This is a genomic window from Microbacterium sp. STRO-1N, assembly GCF_057748015.1.
Genome location: NZ_CM173234.1, coordinates 905,186 through 921,407, shown reverse-complemented (window position 1 = coordinate 921,407; position 16,222 = coordinate 905,186). Strand labels below are relative to the sequence as shown.

Genomic DNA, 16,222 nt, shown 5'->3' with positions numbered 1-16,222 from the left:
CCACCGGGCGTTCCCGGGGGCAAGGGTCAGCGCAGCGCGTGCTCCTCGATGAAGGCGCGCAGCGCCTGCTCGTCGTCCGGGAGCTCGATCATCTGCTGCGGAGCATCGAGCATCGCCTGCAGCTCTGGCGAGTACTCGAGCTGCACGTCGATGGCCTCGAGGATCGTCTCGGCGAACTTCTGCGGCTTGGCCGTTTCGAGAACCAGCATCGGCACGCCGGACTCGACGTGCTCCCGAGCGACCTTCACGCCGTCGGCGGTGTGCGGGTCGATGATCTCGCCGGATGCCTCGTAGACGGCCTTGATGGTCGCGAGGCGGTCGGCGTGCGTCGAGGTCCCGCTGACGATGCCGAACTCCTCCTCGAAGCGCGGCTGGTCAGCGGTGAAATCGAAGAAGCCCTGCTCGTCCAGCTCCCGCCAGGCTCCGACCACGCGAGAGGCGTCGCGGTCGACGAGTTCGAAGATGAAGCGCTCGAGGTTGGACGCCTTCGAGATGTCCATCGAAGGACTCGACGTCGCGAGCGTCTGGGCGGCGCTGCGAGGGCGGTAGACGCCGGTGCGGAAGAACTCGTCGAGCACGTTGTTCTCGTTCGCTGCCAGCACGAGGCGGCGGATCGGCAGTCCCATCTGCTTCGCGAAGAAGCCGGAGAGGATGTTGCCGAAGTTTCCGGACGGCACGGTGAAGCTGAGTTCGGTCCAGCCACCGGCATCCGTCGCGCGCAGCCAGGCCCAGAAGTAGTACACGACCTGAGCCGTGATGCGGGCGAGGTTGATCGAGTTGACGGCGCCGAGGTGCTGCGCCCGCTTGAAGTCGAGATCTCCGGCGAGCGCCTTGACGAGGTTCTGGCAGTCGTCGAAGACGCCGTCGACCGTGATGTTGTGCACGTTGGCGTCGTCGAGCGAGAACATCTGCGCCCGCTGGAACGCACTCATGCGCCCCTGCGGCGACAGCATGAACACGGAGATCCGCTCCTTGCCGCGGAGTGCGTGCTCGGCGGCCGATCCGGTGTCGCCGGAGGTGGCGCCCAGGATGTTCAGGACGGAGCCCTTCCGCTCCAGCGCATACTCGACGACCTGGCCGAGGAACTGCATCGCCATGTCCTTGAACGCCAGCGTCGGCCCCTCGGAGAGTCCGACGAGCGTGATGTCGTCGTCGATCCTGCGCAACGGAACGACCTCGCCGGGGAAACCGGCATACGCGGCATCGGTCATGCGCGCGAGATCCTCGCGCGGGATGTCGGTCGCGAACAGGCCGAGCACCTCCGTGGCGAGCTGTGGGTACGTCAGCGCACGCCAGCGTTCGAGCGTCTCGCCGTCGACCGTCGGCATCGTCTCGGGGACGGCCAGTCCGCCATCGGGCGCAAGGCCCTCGAGCAGCGTCTCGCAGTACGGCAGCGGCTGCATGCCGCCTCGGGTGGAGATGTACTGCACTTCGGCTCCTCAGTCTGGATTCGGCGCGGGCTTCCATTCTCGCAGGTGCGCCGGAGCAGATGACGCACGCCTCAGAACAGGCTCGACGGCAGGGCTCCCTCGTGTTCGAGCAGCCAGCGCTTGGTCGCGAGTCCCTGCCCGCGGTCACCGCCGGAGTACCCGCCGAGGCCGTCGCCTGCGACCACCCGGTGGCAGGGCACGATGATCGGGACAGGATTCGCGCCCATGATCGCGCCGATCCCGCGGGCGGGGACGTCGGTCCCACTGCGGGCGGCGAGCCCGCCATATGTGATGGTCTCCCCCGAGGCGACGGTGTCGTGCAGCGCCAGGAGCACGGAGCGGGTGGTGTCGGTCTGCCTGCCGAGGTCGATGGGCAGGTCGAAGTGCGTCAGGGAGCGGTCGAAGTACGCAGCGAGCTGTGCGCGCGCTTCCTCGAGGAGCGGGTCCTGCTCGGCATCCGCGCCGTCCGGAGCAGTGGAACGCCACGCGACCCGGGTGATCGACGCGCCGTCGCTGACAACGCCGAGCGTCCCCACCGGGGTCGGCAGTGTTCCGAAGGAGGGCATGCGGCGAGCGTATCGCTGGGTGCGGACATCGCCGTCACCGCACCGCACGCGACCCCAGCATCGAGAGCAGCTGCAGTTTCTCGTAGCTCTCGGAACCGGGCACTGCCGTGTAGACGAGCAGCGAATGCGCCGTGACGGGGTCGATCAGGGTCTGGCACGAGAGTTCGAGCGCCCCGAGTTCCGGATGGACGAAGTTCTTCGTCTCGCGCGGGCGCAGTCCGACCTCCTGTCGCTCCCAGAGCGCGCGGAACTCGGCGCTGCGCTGCACGAGCAGATCGACGTAATGTCCTGCTCGGGATTCGCGCCCGCGTATCGACAGCACGCCGCGGAGCCCCGACACCCACAGCCGCGAGAGGTATTCGTGGTCCTCCTGCGCATACAGCGCGCGCACGGTCGGGTCGACGAACCAGCGGAATCCGATGCTGCGCTCCGGGCCGGGACGGCTCATGGTGTCGCCGGTGAGCGCGACGCCCAGCGCGTTCTGGCGCAGCGTCTCACCGAGCTCGGTGACGATCTCGGCCGGAGTGTCCTCGAGTCGGTCGAAGATGCGCAGCATGCCGGGCGAGATGTGGTCGCTGTTCGCACCGCGCGCGGGCGGGCGGTGCCCGGCGAGGCGGAACAGATGATCGCGTTCGTCGACGGAGAGGTGGAGCCCCTGAGCGATCGAGGCGATCATCTGCTCCGACGGCACGGGGCCCGTTCCGCGTTCCAGGCGCGCGAAGTAGTCGGCTGACATGTGGCAGAGCGCCGCGACCTCTTCCCTCCGCAGCCCATCGGTGCGGCGGCGCGAGCCACGAGGCAGCCCGACGTCCTCCGGCTGGAGCACGCTGCGTCGATGGCGGAGGAAATCCGCCAGGCCGTCACGGTCGATCGTCATGCGCTCGATCCTGACATCTCCCCTGAGCCGTTATCCACTGATCGTCGAGTCCTGGTTGCGGTCCGCGATCGGCCGCAGAGTAGACGCATGGACATTGACATCAGCATCCCCGACCTGCACGGACGCCGTGCCATCGTGACCGGCGGCAGCGACGGTATCGGCCTGAGGATCGCGACGCGCCTGGCTCGCGCCGGGGCCGAACTCGTCCTTCCCGTGCGGAACATGCGCAAGGGCGAGGCGGCCGCCGACGGCATCCGCTCGCAGATTCCGGATGCCGAGATCACCCTCGCTCCCCTGGATCTGTCCTCGCTGGCATCCGTCGCCGCACTCGGCGAGGAGCTGAACAGCGACGGACGGCCGATCCATCTGCTCATCAACAACGCCGGCGTGATGACCCCGCCGGAGCGGCAGACGACCGCCGACGGGTTCGAGCTGCAGTTCGGCACGAATCACCTGGGGCATGTCGCGCTCGTGGTGCACCTGCTGCCGCTGCTGAAGGCGGGGAACGCGCGCGTCACGTCGCAGATCAGCATCGCGGCGAACGAGCGATCGATCAACTGGTCCGATCTGAACTGGGAGCGCTCGTACAACGGGATGCACGCGTACAGCCAGTCCAAGATCGCGTTCGGCCTGTTCGGGCTCGAGCTGGATCGGCGCAGCGCGGCCGCGGGCTGGGGCATCACGAGCAACCTGTCGCATCCCGGGATCGCGCCGACGAGCCTGCTGTCCGCCCGGCCGGAGATCGGCCGCTCCGGCGACACCCTCGGCGTACGTGTCATCCGCTGGCTGTCGGCGAGGGGACTGATCGTCGGGACCCCGGATTCCGCCTCGCTGCCCGCGCTCTATGCCGCGACGGCTCCGGATGCCGCGGGCCGACGCCTCTACGGCCCGAAGGGGATCGGGCACCTCGGCGGCGCACCGGCCGAGCAGAAGCTGTACTCGCGACTGCGCAGCGAGGAGGAGGCCGCCCGGATCTGGCGGGTCTCCCTGGAGATGGCCGGGGTGACGTTCGCGTCGATCTGAACTGTCTCGAGCGACTACAGGCCCTGTCCGGCCTCCCACAGTCGTTCGGTCTGGCCGGCGAGCAGGGCGTCGAGCGAGCCGGCCTGTGCGTCGGTGAGCGACGCCACGTAGTCGATGATCCCGCGGCCGCGGGCGAGCCGGTCCCGGTCGGCATCCGTGCCCGCCCCACCCAGCCGACGATGATCCTCCCTGGCCAGCTCGACCAGGTCCACGAGTCGGCGAGGGGCACGGCGGGCGTCACGCGGGTCGTCGAGCCATGCGGCGAACCCGTCGACGAGTCGTTCCAGCACGCTGGCCTGGCCGCGCTGGTAGACGGTGAGGTCCGGGCGCTCGAGGATGAACCTCTCGTGCAGGAACTTCAGCACCGCGACTTCGTGCCACGCGCGACGGTCGAGGCTGACATGCCCTGAGCGGATGTCGGGGTGCCTGTGCACCTCGACGGAGGACTGCAGACGAGCGATCCAGGCCGTCGTGAATCCGGCCAACGCGCGTTCGCTGGTGAGGGACCCGTCGAAGGGCTCGGCGAGCAGTCCCTCGATCACCTCGGTCTTGACCCTGGCCACTGCCTCACCGAACGCGTCTTCGTCGGCGATCCAGGCGTCCTTGCTCTTGAGCCGGCGCCAGAGCAGCTCGAGCGAATGCCCCGGCGTGCGGGTGTCGGCCGTCAGAACGTCGTCATCGAGGGTCCGGAGGCGGACGAGATCGCGATGCCAGTTGCGGAACTCCGCCGACAGCGTCGCCGCGTTGAGAAGCCCGGCCCGGTAGAAGTCATCGAGGTCGTGCAGCGAATACGCGATATCGTCCGAGATGTCCATGATCGAGCATTCGACGGTCTGCTGCCCTCGTTCGATCAAAGGGTAGGCGGACAGCGCCTCCCTGGCATCCGGTTCATCGATCGCGTAGAAGTTGAACTTGCTCGCGCCGCCGCGGCTGGGGCCGCCCTCGCCGCGCCGCCACGGGTACTTCAGCACCGCGGCGCGCACCGCGGCGGTGAGGTTGAGGCCGACGCCTGGTCGATCATGCTCGTCGAGGCGCGAGATGATGCGGTATGTCTGGGCGTTTCCCTCGAAGCCCTCTGTCAGGCCGAAGCGGCGGCGTGCCACCCGGTCGAGGGTCTGCTCGCCGAGGTGTCCGAACGGCGGATGCCCGAGGTCGTGGGCTGCGGCGGCGGCCTGCACGACGACGGGATGCGCGCCGCCGAGGTCCTCCACGACGCGACCGGCGTCATCGGTGCGCGCAGAGAGATGACTCGCGATCGCCCGTGCGATGGCGGCGACCTTGATCGAGTGCGTGAGCCGGTTGTGCACTGCGAGCCCAGCGCCCGTCTGCGAAATCACCTGCGTGACGGCCGAGAGCCGGGAGTAGTAGGGCGAGAAACGGATGCGCTCCACGTCGACGCGGAACTGGGGGTGCCCCTCCGTCAGCTGGAACGCGTCGAGCGTCTCAGCGACCCGGCGCAGCTGGCGTGGATCATCCGTCGTCTGCGGCATAGGCCCAGTGTGGCACGGCGCGGCCGTGGTTCAGTCGAGCCGGACGGCCACCGCGACGCGCTCCTCGGCGGAGCGCTGCGCGGCATCGGCGAGGATCAGCGCGGCACGTCCGTCCTCGAACGTCGAGCTGTCCGATGCGCCGCCGCGCGCGAGCGCGATGAAGCTCGCCAGCTCGGCGGCGTACGCCTCGGCGTAGCGCTGGAGGAAGAAGTCCTCGTACGGTGCTCTCGCATCGACTCGCGCCGCCGAGGAGTGGCTGACCAGGCTCGTCGAACGGTTCGCCACCTGCAGCGACCCTGCCGCGCCGAACGCCTCGATGCGCTGGTCGTATCCGACGGCGCTGTGGCGTGAGTTGATGATCGTGACCACGGCGCCGGACGCGGCTCTGAGCGTCACGACCGCCGTATCGAAGTCGCCGTGTTCGCGCGCACCGGGATCGAACGTGTTCGTGCCCGTGGCCGAGACCTCGACGATGTCGGGCAGGAAGAACCGTGCCATGTCGAAATCGTGGATCGTCATGTCGCGGAAGATGCCGCCGGACACCGCGACGTAGTCGGCCGGCGGGGCCGCCGGGTCTCGGCTGATGATCGTGAGCTGTTCAAGAGCGCCGATCTCGCCGGCCGCGACGCGTGCGCGGACCTCGGCGAAGGCCGGGTCGAACCGTCGGTTGAAGCCGAGCGCGACGGGGACGCCGGCGGTCGCGACCGTCGATCGCAGCGACTCCACACGAGTGATGTCGAGGTCGATCGGCTTCTCGCACAGGACAGGGATGCCGCGGTCGACCGCCTTCTCGATGAGACCGACGTGCGTCGGTGTCGGAGAGGCGATGAGGACCGCGTCCACATCGTCCGCTGCGAAGATCTCGTCCGCGTCGGCGGTGGAACGGCCCCCGAAACGCTCCACGACGTCGCGCGCACCATCGACGAACGGATCGGCGACCCACGACAGCGCGGCTCCGGGGTTCGCAGCGATGTTCGCGGCGTGGACCTGGCCGATCCGGCCGGTGCCGATCAGGCCGATGCGCAGAGGAAGGTCGATCACTGTGGGTTCCTTTTCATGGGTGGCAGGATGTGGTCACGCCCAGGCGCGCAGCGCCTCGCGGTTGATCCGCTGATCTGCGCTGCGCGCTCTGCGGAACGCATCGATGTCGATGTCAGGCGCGTTCAGGACGTCCTGTTCGACGATGATCCAGCCGTCGAAGCCGCGTTCGTCCATGGCGGACATCACGCGATCGAGTTCGAGATCGCCGTCGCCGAACGCGACGAACGAGCCGGACATCCACACGTCGGACATGCCGCCGCCGGCCGCGAGCACGCGCTGCAGCTCGCGCCGATCGACGTCCTTGAGGTGCAGATGGTTGATGCGGTGGCCCCAGCGGGTGACGGCATCCACCGGATCGCCGCCCGCGATCAGCAGGTGTCCCGTGTCGAGCGTCAGATCCACGTCAGTACCCGCGAGGAACCGATCGACCTCCTCGGGGGATTCGACGAACGTACCGGCGTGATGATGGAACGTGGGCTCGAAGCCGGCCGATCGGATCATGCCCGCGGCGCGTTCGGTGTGTGCGATCAACCGTTCCCACGCGTCATGGCTCAGGGGGTCGACTTCGGCGCCGCGCCCCGGGTGAGCCCGACGCGCGAGCGACCCGTCGTCCGCGAGCGTGGGCAGCGGCAACCGATCAGGGCCCGCCGCCGCGGCATCCGAGAACACCCGGAGGGCATCTCGCAGGGAGGGCAGCGATGCCTCGAACCGCTCGGCGTCGGACAGAGGCAGCTGCACCCAGCCGCCGGCGAGCTCGAGGCCGTGAGCCGCCAGCCGCGCACGCAGTTGCGCACCCCGGCCGAGGAATCCGACGGGGCCGAGATCGACTCCGCCGTATCCCGCGTCGGCGAGCGATGCCAGCATCTCGTCCGCCGAGACCGTCGCCGCACCGTCGGGTGTCATCTCGAACACGCCGTAACTGACGGGAGCACCCGCTACCGTCGCTTTCATCGTGCCTCCGCCTCGTCGCCCAACAGCGGTCGCTGCGCGAGCCGCTCGCTCTCATAGACCGCCCTCGCACGAGCCGTGGATTCCAGGTTCGACACCTCGGGCACCGGGACATCCCACCAGCCCTCGCCGTCCGGTGCGTACAGCAGCGGGTCGCTCTCGATGTGGATGAACGTCGCCTTCTCGGATGCTTTCGCCGCGGCGACCGCCGCCTTGAGGTCGTCGATCGCTCCGGCGCCTGGCGCGATCTCGATGACGTCGAGTCCGTAGCTGCGGGCGTTCATGGCGAGATCGACCGGCAGTACGTCCCCGCCCTGGAAGTTGCGGGCGGCAGGGTCGTAGGCACGGTACGCGGTGCCGAAGCGCTCGGATCCGACCGTCTCGGAGAGGTGACCGATCGAGGCGTAGCCGTGGTTCTGCACGAGGATCACGATGATCTTGATGCCCTCCGCGACCGCGGTGACGAGCTCCGAGTTCAGCATCAGGTACGAACCGTCGCCGACCATGATGACGACATCGCGATCGTCGCCGAGCGCCTCGAGCCCTCGCTTGACGCCGAGACCGCCGGCGATCTCGTAGCCCATGCACGAGAACGCGTACTCCACGTGATATCCGAGGGCGTCGCGCACGCGCCAGAGCTTGTGCAAGTCTCCGGGAAGGGAGCCCGCCGCCTGCACGATGACGTCCCGCGGCGCGGTGGCCGACTGCACCGCTCCGATGATCTCGGACTGGCCCGGCCTCGCGAGCCCGGTGGGTGCGAAGGCCGCGTCGACGATGGCATCCCATGCCTGCTTCTCACCGGCGATGCGCTCTGCCAGGGATGACGGGATCGACCAGCCTTCGAGGGCTGACTGCAGTGCGTCCAGCGCCTCACGAGCGTCGGCGATCACGGGGATCTGCGTGCCGTGCTTGTACGCATCGAACGATGCAACGTTGATGTTGACGAATCGCACGCCCACGTTCTGGAAGGCGGTCCGGGACGCCGTGGTGAAGTCGCTGTAGCGCGTGCCGATCCCGATGACGAGGTCGGCCTCGGCCGCCAGGCGGTTCGCCGCCGCAGTGCCGGTCGCGCCGACGGCACCGACGTACTGCGGGTGATCCCAAGGAAGTGCTCCACCGCCGGCCTGCGTGGTGCCGACCGGGATGCCGGTGTCTTCGACGAACCGGCGCAGCACGTCCTCCGCGCCCGAATAGATGACGCCGCCGCCCGCGACGATGAAGGGGCGCTCAGCGGAGCGGATCGCTGCGACCGCACGTGCGAGCGCAGCGCGCTCCGGAACGGGGCGGCGGATGTGCCACTCGCGGTCCTGCAGGAAGGCCAGCGGGACGTCGATCGATTCGGCTTGCACGTCCTCCGGCAGGGCGATCGTGACGGCTCCGGTCTCGGCCGGATCCGTGAGCACGCGCATCGCAGCCAGCGCCGTGGAGAAGAGCTGTTCCGGCCGCTGCACACGGTCGAAGAACTTCGACAGCGGGCGGAAGGCGTCGTTGACCGTCAGACCCGTGTCCCCTGGCTGCTCCAGTTGCTGCAGCACGGGGTCGGCGACACGCGTGGCGAATGTGTCGCTGGGCAGCAGCAGCGCCGGCAGACGGTTCGTCGTCGCGAGGGCGGCGCCGGTGAGCATGTTGGTGGCGCCCGGCCCGACGGATGCAGCGGAGGCGAACGTGGCTCGACGCCGGTGGATGCGGGCATATCCGACGGACTGATGCACCATCGCCTGCTCGTTGCGCGCCTGGTGGTAGGGCATGAGATCCGGTTCGTGCACGTTCAGCTGCCGCAGCGCCTGGCCGATGCCGGCGACATTGCCGTGGCCGAAGATTCCGAAGACACCGGGAATCGTGCGTTCGCGGATCTCACCGTCCACGGTCCACTGATGCGCGAGGAACTCGATGAGCGCCTGGCTCACGGTCATGCGCTTCGACGCTGTCATCGCTTCGCTCCTTCGTCCGCGAACGGCAACCGCGGGTCGATGCCTTCGCCCGGCCATGATGCGCGTGTCCAGGCATGGGCCGGGTCGTCGGTGATCAGCCACGCACGTTCGGGATCGGGGCCTGCCATCACGTTGAGGTAGTAGAGATCGTAACCGGGTGCGGCCACGGCCGGGCCATGGTAGCCGTACGGGATCAGCGCGACGTCTCCGGTGCGCACCATCGCATCGATCTCGATCTCTCCCGCCTGCGAGGAGTATGCGCTGAACAGGCCGAAGGCCCGTTCAGCGGTGCCGCCGGTCGCGCCGCGGGTCGGCGCCGACTCGAAGTAGTAGATCTCCTCGAGGTCGGACTCCTCACCCGGTACGTGCTCGTCGTGCTTGTGCGGCGGGTAGGACGACCAGTTGGAGGCGGGGGTGATGACCTCGCACACGATCAGGCGATCGGCGTCCAGCGACGCGGGAGTTCCGAAGTTGTGCACTTCCCTGCTCGCGGCGCCGCCGCCGCGCAGTTCGGCGGGGACGCCATCCGCGAGGATGTGCTGCAGTGGCTTCACGACGTCCGTGGGGGCGGATGCCAGAGCGAACCGCCCGGGGCCGGTGATCACGGCCCGTGTGCGAACCGGGAGATAGAGCACATCGGTCGAACCGGCGAACACGGACGCGCGGCCGGCGAGGACAGTCGTCCGAGTCCCGGCCCCTGTGTCGTGCGCGACGGTGAACGAGCCGGCGAGCGGGACGATCAGCTGCTCGACAGACCCCACCGGCAGATCGATCGTCTGGCCGTCGACGAGTTCGGCGACGCGGATGCCGGTGTGCTGCCACCCCGGCATCCGATCGTCGACGATGCTCTCCCAGCCGTCGCCCGCGAGTTCGCCGCGGCGATAGAACCACTGTGAGGACGTGCCGACAGACATCAGCTGTTCCGAGGGAAGCCGAGGTTGATCCCGCCGTGGTCGCCGGACTCCCGCCTGGCCGGGTCGATCCATCGTGCGGTGACGGCCTTCTCCCTCGTGAAGAACTCGAAGCCGTGCACGCCGTACGCCTTCGCATCTCCGAACAGCGACTTCTTCCAGCCGCCGAAGGAGTGATACGCCACCGGGACCGGAATGGGCACGTTGATGCCGATCATGCCGACGTGCACCTCGTGTTGGAAGCGTCGGGCGGCGCCGCCGTCGTTGGTGAAGATGGCAGTACCGTTGCCGAACTGCCCGGAATTGATCAGCGCCAGGCCCTCGTCGTAGGAGGCCACGCGGACGATCGACAGCACAGGACCGAAGATCTCCTCGGTGTAGGCGCGGCTGTCGGTGGGGACGCGGTCGAGGAGCGTCGGCCCGAAGAAGAAGCCGTCCTCGCGCCCGTACACGCGGAAGTCGCGACCGTCGACGACGACGGCCGCGCCGTCGGCTTCGGCGATGGCGACGTACTGCGCGACCTTGTCGCGGTGGACACCGGAGATGAGCGGCCCCATGTCCGGTTCGACGCCGTCCACGCCGGCACCGTCACCGACCCGCAGTCGGCCGATGCGCTCGCGGATCTTCGCTACGAGATCGTCGGCGATCGGCTCGACGGCGAGCACTACCGACACGGCCATGCAGCGTTCGCCCGCCGCACCGTACCCGGCGTTGATCGCGGAATCCGCGACCAGATCCAGATCCGCGTCCGGCAGCACCAGCATGTGATTCTTCGCACCGCCCAGCGCCTGCACGCGCTTGCCGTGTCGCGAGGCGGTCTCGTAGATGTACTGGGCGATCGGCGTCGACCCGACGAAACTGATCGACTGCACGACCGGAGAGGTGAGCAGGCCGTCGACGGCGGCCTTGTCCCCCTGCAGCACCGTGAACACGCCATCCGGAAGGCCCGCTTCCTTCCAGAGCGCCGCTATCCACAACGCCGCAGAGGGGTCCTTCTCGCTGGGCTTGAGGATCACCGCGTTGCCCGCGGCGATGGCGATCGGGAAGAACCACATCGGCACCATGGCAGGGAAGTTGAAGGGGCTGATGATGCCGACCACGCCGAGGGGCTGCTTGATCGAGTAGACGTCGACACCCGTCGAGACGGATTCGGAGTACGCCCCCTTGATGAGGCTCGGGAATCCGCAGGCCAGCTCGACGACTTCCTGACCGCGCAGGATCTCGCCGAGCGCGTCCGAGACGACCTTGCCGTGCTCTGCGGTGATGATCTCAGCCAGCTCCTGTCTGCGCGCGTTCAGCAGCTCACGGAAGGAGAACAGCACGGCCTGGCGCTTCGCGGCGGAGTAGGACGACCACGCGCGGAATCCGCGCTCAGCAGACGCGATCGCCTGGGCGATCTCGTCTTCGTCCGCCAGCGCGACGTGCGCGGTGATCTCTCCCGTCGCCGGGTTGAAGACGGGTGCCGTGCGTCCGCTCGCTGATGGACGCTCGGCGCCGTCGATCCAATGCGAGATGGATCGTGCGACGACGGGTGCGGCTGGCTTTGCCGCGGTCTCGGCAACGCTCATGAGGGGCTCCTTCATCGAGGGATCAGAGATGCTGGTGGACGAGACGGGCCGCGGTGTCGACCGCTCCCGCCACGTCGTCATCCGGCGGGTAGAGCAAGGTGCGGCCGACCGTCAGCCCACGCACCCCTGGGAGCGCGAGGGCGTCCTGCCAGGAGGAGAATGTCTCATCCTGGTCGTCGCCGCCGTCGCCGCCCAGTAGCAGCGTCGGCAGCGTCGTGGCTGCCATCACCCTTTCCATCTCTGGGACGACGGGCAGCTTCATCCAGGTGTACGCGCTGCTGCCGCCGATGCCGGCGGCGATCGCGACGGAGAGCACGACCGCCTCCGGCGTCAGGTCGTTGACGATGCGTCCGTCGACCCAGCGGCTCATGAACGGCTCGAGCATGATCGGCAACTGCGCCGAGGCCGCTTGCGAGACCGCCCGTGCCGTGGACTCCATCGTGCGCACGGTCGACGGGTCCTCGAGGTTCAATCGCAGGAGCACCTTGGCGAAGTCGATGCCGGCTGCACTCATCGACGACACGTCGAAGCCGGTGAAGCGGTCGTCCATCTCGAATGTCGAGGTACGCAGACCGCCACGGTTCATCGACCCCACGAGCACCTTGTCGTCGAGCAGTCCGAGAAGCGCGAGGTCGTCGAGGATATCGGGTGTGCCGAGCACGCCGTCGACGCCCGGATGGTTCAGAGCGATAGCGAGGCGCTCCAGCAACTGGCCGCGATCGGCCATGGCATCCGGCCGCTCGCCGACGCCGAGAGCGCCGCGAGCGGGGTGATCGGCGGCGATGATGAAGAGGCGGCCGTCACCGCGCACAAGCGGACGTCGTGATCGCGTGGAATAGGCCGCGGCGACGGACTGAGGGTCCTCGGCGCGGCGACGGCGCAGTTCGGTGAGGTCCAGAGCTGGCGACGTCATCTCAGGCATCCGATCCGAGCGCGTCGTCGACCTCGGCGGTCGTCGGCATCGCCGTTGAGCATTCCCGGCGCGAGGCGACGATGGCTCCGGCGGCGTTCGCGAAGCGCAGCGTGTGTTCGAGGCCCCACCCCGAGAGCAGCCCGTGGCAGAGCGCTCCGCCGAAGGCGTCACCGGCACCGAGGCCGTTGACGACGTCGACATGGTGCGGTGGCACTTCGACCTCTTCATCGCGGGTCTTGGCGAACACTCCCTTCGGCCCCTGCTTGACGATCGCGAGCTCGGCTCCGCGCTCCAGAAGCGCATCGGCCGCTGCGCGCGGGTCCGTCTCGCCGACGGCGACTTCGCACTCCTCGCGGTTTCCCACGACGACCGTCACCTGCTCCAGCAGGGGGCGGATCTGCGCGGATGCTTCCGCAGCGGATGTCCAGAACGTCGGACGGTAGTCGAGGTCGAGTACCGTATGCCGACGACCGGCACGTGCCTCCAGTGCGGCGTGATGCGCCGCACGGCTGGGTTCCTGGCTGAGCCCGGTGACGGTCAGCCAGAGCACCTCGGCCGCGCGGACGGCATCCAGATCCAGTTGCGCGGTGTCCACGTTCAGGTCCGGTGCCTTCGGCGCCCGATAGAAGTAGAGCGGGAAGTCGTCCGGCGGGAAGATCTCGCAGAAGGTGATCGGCGTCGGAAGCTCGGGGTCTGTGGCGACGAAGTCGTTCGATACACCCAGGCGGTCGAGTTCTCGCAGAAGGTACCGCCCGAACGGATCATCACCGACCCTCGACACCAGCCCCGCCCGATGCCCATGACGAGCCGCTGCCACAGTCACGTTGGCAGCGCTTCCGCCCAGATACTTGCCGAACGTCGAGACGTCCTCGAGACCGACGCCGTCCTGCAGCGGGTAGAGGTCCACACCGAGCCGCCCCATCGCGAGCACTTCAGGTGCCGAGATCATTGCCATGTCCTAACAATAACACATACAGATGTTTTGGCTTTAGACTGTGAGGAAGATATGTAGCATTGGCGACACGGAAGCGACGACGCATGGGAAGAGGAACGATGGCCGGCGATGAGACCTACTGGCCGGCTGAACTGTTCGCCGATCTGGACAGAACGGGGCCGGTGCCCTTGTACTACCAGGTATCGACGCGCCTGGAGAATGCCATCCAGTCCGGAACGATTCCCGCCGGCGCGCGCCTCGAGAACGAGATCGCCATCGCGCAGAAGCTCGGTCTGTCCCGGCCCACGATCCGCCGTGCCATTCAGGAACTCGTGGACAAGGGACTGCTCGTGCGCCGACGAGGAATCGGGACGCAGGTCGTCCAAGGCCAGGCGGTGACGCGCCAGGTCGAGCTCACCAGTCTCTACGAGGATCTCGCCAGCACGCATCACACTCCGGGGACCCGGGTGCTCGCGCACGAGATCGTCCCTGCGACGGACGCGGTGGCCGCCGGCCTCGGCGTCGAACCAGGCACGGACGTCGTCTACATCCGCCGCCAGCGCTCGACCGACGGGATCCCGGTCGCCGTGCTCGAGAACTACCTGCCTGCCGACTTCGCCGACATCACGACGGAGCTGCTCGAGACGCGGGGCCTGTACCAGGTGCTGCGGGCGCGAGGTGTGGCGATCCGGGTCGCCAAGCAGAAGATCGGCGCCCGCCGCGCCGCCGGAGACGAGAACACTCTTCTCGACATCGACAAGGGCGGACCCGTGCTCACGGTCGAGCGCATCGCGTTCGACGATTCCGGCCGGGCCTTCGAGTACGGCCTGCACTGCTACCGACCGGACATGTACAGCTTTGAGACCACGCTCGTCGCGAAGTGACATCTGCTCACGCGCGCACGCTTTCCGTGCGCAGCGTGAGCGTCACCCGCCCTGGCGCGCGTCCCGTGAGATAGACACGGTCGCCGTCAGCGGCATCCGTCGCTCCGAGGAACGCATAGTCCTCCCCCGGCCGGTATCGCCCTGGCCCGTCAGACCGATAGTCCGCGTCGGCCTCGAAGACGATCCTGCTGTCGCCGCAGCGGTATGCGCCGGCGCCCGCACTGAGAACGGCGGTCCCGTCGTCCTGCCGATAGACGTCTTCGAAGGCGCCGCCGCGGAACGCGAGCTCGAGTGCCCATGCGCAGTCCGGCCCGTCGAACGCTATGGACACCGACGCACCGTCGTCCGTCGCCACCACGTCGACGTCGGTCCGCAGCGTCACCTCATCGGCGACGCGGTCCGCGAACGACATCGACCCGTAGAAACGGCCGTCGTCGGTCAGCGCGTACTCCCCTGAACTGTTCCTTCCCGCGGGGTCCATCGGCTGGTAGTAGTTCGCGGACACGGTCTCACTCAGGCGATATCGGCGGGCGCCATCGACGCGATCCGTCGTGACCCGATCAGCACGGAACGGCCCGAGTCCGAAGAAGTCTCTCGAGAGCCGCATCGAATCGAGCACGGCGGCGCCCGCGAAAAGCCGGAGGAACGTCGGATTCGTCGACAGTCCCGACCGAACGCGCCGGAAGCGCGGGTAGTCGGAGCCGCCGAAGACCACGATTCGCCGTCGTGGGTTCGTGTCAATCGACAGCGCGCTTTGGGCCCAGTCCCCTGCAAGCTCGGGCTCGACCGCCTCGGGAAGTCGTTCGCCGATGCGCGGATCGAGCAGGAGATCGACCAGCAGAGATGCCGGATGCACGATGCCCTGCTCCTGCGCGCGCTCGGCCGCCCACGCGAAATCGCCGCGTCCGAGCTCGATCGCGTAGCGCCGGTACATGGCCAGGTACGGCGACAGGACGAAGCGAGAGAGCTGATCCTGACGGCGCGAATGCACCGTCTCCACCGTGCCGTCCGGGTGGATGAGCCCCAGCGTGCTCTCCAGGTTGCGGATCACCGCGGCTCGCGCCTCCGCGTGCTCGAACACGTCGGCGATCGCGGTCAGCGACGGATTGGAGACGAATGCGGCGTAGTTCGCGCTGCGCTCGGAGTAGACCCCGTCGGCCGTGACATCGATGCCCTCGGCGAGCCATTCGACCGCCCGCGCCGCCAGCGCTTCCGACGGGCGACGACGGTGCAGCCGCGCCAAGGCGGCGGTGATCTCCCAGCGGTGATTGGGGGTGTGGACGCCTCCGATGAGCAGCGCGGGTTCCACGGCATCAGCGATCGCGTCGATTTCGGCAGCGAGGGCCGAGGCACCGGTGATCGTCGCGACATCCGCGCTGCCGTTCAGCAGGTGGAGCGTGTCGCACAGGTCGTTGACGGTGAACGCCGAATCCGGCGGGGAGTCGACGTTGTCACCGCCGATGAACAACCCGCCGGTTCCCTGCCTGCGGCGCAGCTCGGCGATGCTGCCCGCGGCCGCCCCGATGAGCCGCGGATCGCGCGCCCTCGACGACAGCGGCCACAGGCACGCTGCGACGAACAGTTTGGCGCGATCCATCAGCTGCCGGTGCGTGGGATCTGCGCCGAGGCCGCCGGCGAGCGCGCGATCGACCTCGGCGTCCACGGCGTCGCGCAACTCCTGCGCGAAGACGGTGTCCACCGCCATG

14 protein-coding genes are annotated in these 16,222 nt (G+C 68.4%); 2 read left to right on the top strand and 12 right to left on the bottom strand.

Annotated elements, in window-relative coordinates; translation table 11 throughout:
• Nucleotides 1-26: 26 nt before the first annotated feature.
• From thrC to AC3ANJ_RS04240, 3 genes are all read right to left on the bottom strand, one after another.
• The gene (thrC, locus tag AC3ANJ_RS04250; protein ID WP_488318382.1) at nucleotides 27-1,430 is read right to left on the bottom strand and encodes a threonine synthase; all 1,404 of its coding nucleotides are present in this window, start codon (nucleotides 1,428-1,430) and stop codon (nucleotides 27-29) included.
• A 71-nt stretch (nucleotides 1,431-1,501) separates the two neighbouring features.
• Nucleotides 1,502-1,996: a methylated-DNA--[protein]-cysteine S-methyltransferase gene (locus tag AC3ANJ_RS04245; protein WP_488318381.1), complete on the bottom strand. Its 495-nt coding sequence runs from the start codon at nucleotides 1,994-1,996 to the stop codon at nucleotides 1,502-1,504.
• A 34-nt stretch (nucleotides 1,997-2,030) separates the two neighbouring features.
• On the bottom strand, nucleotides 2,031-2,873 hold the full coding sequence (locus AC3ANJ_RS04240; protein WP_488318380.1) for a helix-turn-helix transcriptional regulator: 843 nt from the start codon (nucleotides 2,871-2,873) through the stop codon (nucleotides 2,031-2,033).
• A gap of 87 nt (nucleotides 2,874-2,960) precedes the next feature.
• On the opposite strand from AC3ANJ_RS04240, the gene AC3ANJ_RS04235 reads away from it, so the two are divergent.
• Nucleotides 2,961-3,896, top strand: a complete 936-nt coding sequence (locus AC3ANJ_RS04235; protein ID WP_488318379.1) for an SDR family oxidoreductase — start codon at nucleotides 2,961-2,963, stop codon at nucleotides 3,894-3,896.
• Nucleotides 3,897-3,910: 14 nt separating this feature from the next.
• On the opposite strand, the gene AC3ANJ_RS04230 is transcribed toward AC3ANJ_RS04235, so the two are convergent.
• From AC3ANJ_RS04230 to iolC, 8 genes are read right to left on the bottom strand one after another with little or no spacing between them, the layout of a single operon-like run.
• The gene (locus tag AC3ANJ_RS04230; protein ID WP_406246620.1) at nucleotides 3,911-5,386 is read right to left on the bottom strand and encodes a deoxyguanosinetriphosphate triphosphohydrolase family protein; all 1,476 of its coding nucleotides are present in this window, start codon (nucleotides 5,384-5,386) and stop codon (nucleotides 3,911-3,913) included.
• 30 nt (nucleotides 5,387-5,416) lie between these two features.
• Complete coding sequence (gene iolG, locus AC3ANJ_RS04225; protein ID WP_488318378.1) at nucleotides 5,417-6,427, bottom strand: inositol 2-dehydrogenase; 1,011 nt, start codon at nucleotides 6,425-6,427, stop codon at nucleotides 5,417-5,419.
• 33 nt (nucleotides 6,428-6,460) lie between these two features.
• The gene (locus tag AC3ANJ_RS04220) at nucleotides 6,461-7,378 is read right to left on the bottom strand and encodes a TIM barrel protein (RefSeq protein WP_488318377.1); all 918 of its coding nucleotides are present in this window, start codon (nucleotides 7,376-7,378) and stop codon (nucleotides 6,461-6,463) included.
• A complete protein-coding gene (gene iolD / locus AC3ANJ_RS04215; RefSeq protein ID WP_488318376.1) occupies nucleotides 7,375-9,306 on the bottom strand; it encodes a 3D-(3,5/4)-trihydroxycyclohexane-1,2-dione acylhydrolase (decyclizing) in 1,932 nt (643 codons plus the stop codon). The genes AC3ANJ_RS04220 and iolD overlap by 4 nt, the downstream gene beginning before the upstream one ends.
• Nucleotides 9,303-10,220 (bottom strand): 5-deoxy-glucuronate isomerase, encoded by a 918-nt coding sequence (iolB, locus tag AC3ANJ_RS04210; RefSeq protein WP_488318375.1) that lies wholly within the window; start codon nucleotides 10,218-10,220, stop codon nucleotides 9,303-9,305. The genes iolD and iolB overlap by 4 nt, the downstream gene beginning before the upstream one ends.
• Nucleotides 10,220-11,785 carry a CoA-acylating methylmalonate-semialdehyde dehydrogenase gene (locus tag AC3ANJ_RS04205; RefSeq protein WP_488318374.1) on the bottom strand — a complete coding sequence of 522 codons (1,566 nt, stop codon included), beginning with the start codon at nucleotides 11,783-11,785 and terminating at the stop codon, nucleotides 10,220-10,222. Before AC3ANJ_RS04205 ends, iolB begins: the two co-directional genes overlap by 1 nt.
• Before the next feature lie 22 nt (nucleotides 11,786-11,807).
• Nucleotides 11,808-12,707: a Cgl0159 family (beta/alpha)8-fold protein gene (locus AC3ANJ_RS04200; RefSeq protein ID WP_488318373.1), complete on the bottom strand. Its 900-nt coding sequence runs from the start codon at nucleotides 12,705-12,707 to the stop codon at nucleotides 11,808-11,810.
• A complete protein-coding gene (gene iolC / locus AC3ANJ_RS04195; RefSeq protein ID WP_488319227.1) occupies nucleotides 12,700-13,647 on the bottom strand; it encodes a 5-dehydro-2-deoxygluconokinase in 948 nt (315 codons plus the stop codon). Before iolC ends, AC3ANJ_RS04200 begins: the two co-directional genes overlap by 8 nt.
• Nucleotides 13,648-13,751: 104 nt before the next feature.
• Between iolC and AC3ANJ_RS04190 the strand changes: the two genes are divergently transcribed.
• Complete coding sequence (locus tag AC3ANJ_RS04190) at nucleotides 13,752-14,516, top strand: GntR family transcriptional regulator (protein WP_406250596.1); 765 nt, start codon at nucleotides 13,752-13,754, stop codon at nucleotides 14,514-14,516.
• 7 nt (nucleotides 14,517-14,523) lie between these two features.
• Here AC3ANJ_RS04190 and AC3ANJ_RS04185 read toward each other — a convergent pair whose 3' ends face one another.
• A complete protein-coding gene (locus AC3ANJ_RS04185) occupies nucleotides 14,524-16,221 on the bottom strand; it encodes a hypothetical protein (RefSeq protein ID WP_488318372.1) in 1,698 nt (565 codons plus the stop codon).
• Nucleotide 16,222 lies beyond the last annotated feature (1 nt).

What these genes read in the sequence shown, in the direction of transcription:
- AC3ANJ_RS04245 (WP_488318381.1), bottom strand. Translation starts at nt 1,996, where the DNA reads ATGCCCTCCTTCGGAACACTGCCGACCCCGGTGGGGACGCTCGGCGTT.
- AC3ANJ_RS04240 (WP_488318380.1), bottom strand. Translation starts at nt 2,873, where the DNA reads ATGACGATCGACCGTGACGGCCTGGCGGATTTCCTCCGCCATCGACGC.
- AC3ANJ_RS04235 (WP_488318379.1), top strand. Translation starts at nt 2,961, where the DNA reads ATGGACATTGACATCAGCATCCCCGACCTGCACGGACGCCGTGCCATC.
- AC3ANJ_RS04230 (WP_406246620.1), bottom strand. Translation starts at nt 5,386, where the DNA reads ATGCCGCAGACGACGGATGATCCACGCCAGCTGCGCCGGGTCGCTGAG.
- AC3ANJ_RS04220 (WP_488318377.1), bottom strand. Translation starts at nt 7,378, where the DNA reads ATGAAAGCGACGGTAGCGGGTGCTCCCGTCAGTTACGGCGTGTTCGAG.
- iolD (WP_488318376.1), bottom strand. Translation starts at nt 9,306, where the DNA reads ATGACAGCGTCGAAGCGCATGACCGTGAGCCAGGCGCTCATCGAGTTC.
- iolB (WP_488318375.1), bottom strand. Translation starts at nt 10,220, where the DNA reads ATGTCTGTCGGCACGTCCTCACAGTGGTTCTATCGCCGCGGCGAACTC.
- AC3ANJ_RS04205 (WP_488318374.1), bottom strand. Translation starts at nt 11,785, where the DNA reads ATGAGCGTTGCCGAGACCGCGGCAAAGCCAGCCGCACCCGTCGTCGCA.
- AC3ANJ_RS04200 (WP_488318373.1), bottom strand. Translation starts at nt 12,707, where the DNA reads ATGCCTGAGATGACGTCGCCAGCTCTGGACCTCACCGAACTGCGCCGT.
- iolC (WP_488319227.1), bottom strand. Translation starts at nt 13,647, where the DNA reads ATGATCTCGGCACCTGAAGTGCTCGCGATGGGGCGGCTCGGTGTGGAC.
- AC3ANJ_RS04190 (WP_406250596.1), top strand. Translation starts at nt 13,752, where the DNA reads ATGGCCGGCGATGAGACCTACTGGCCGGCTGAACTGTTCGCCGATCTG.
- AC3ANJ_RS04185 (WP_488318372.1), bottom strand. Translation starts at nt 16,221, where the DNA reads ATGGCGGTGGACACCGTCTTCGCGCAGGAGTTGCGCGACGCCGTGGAC.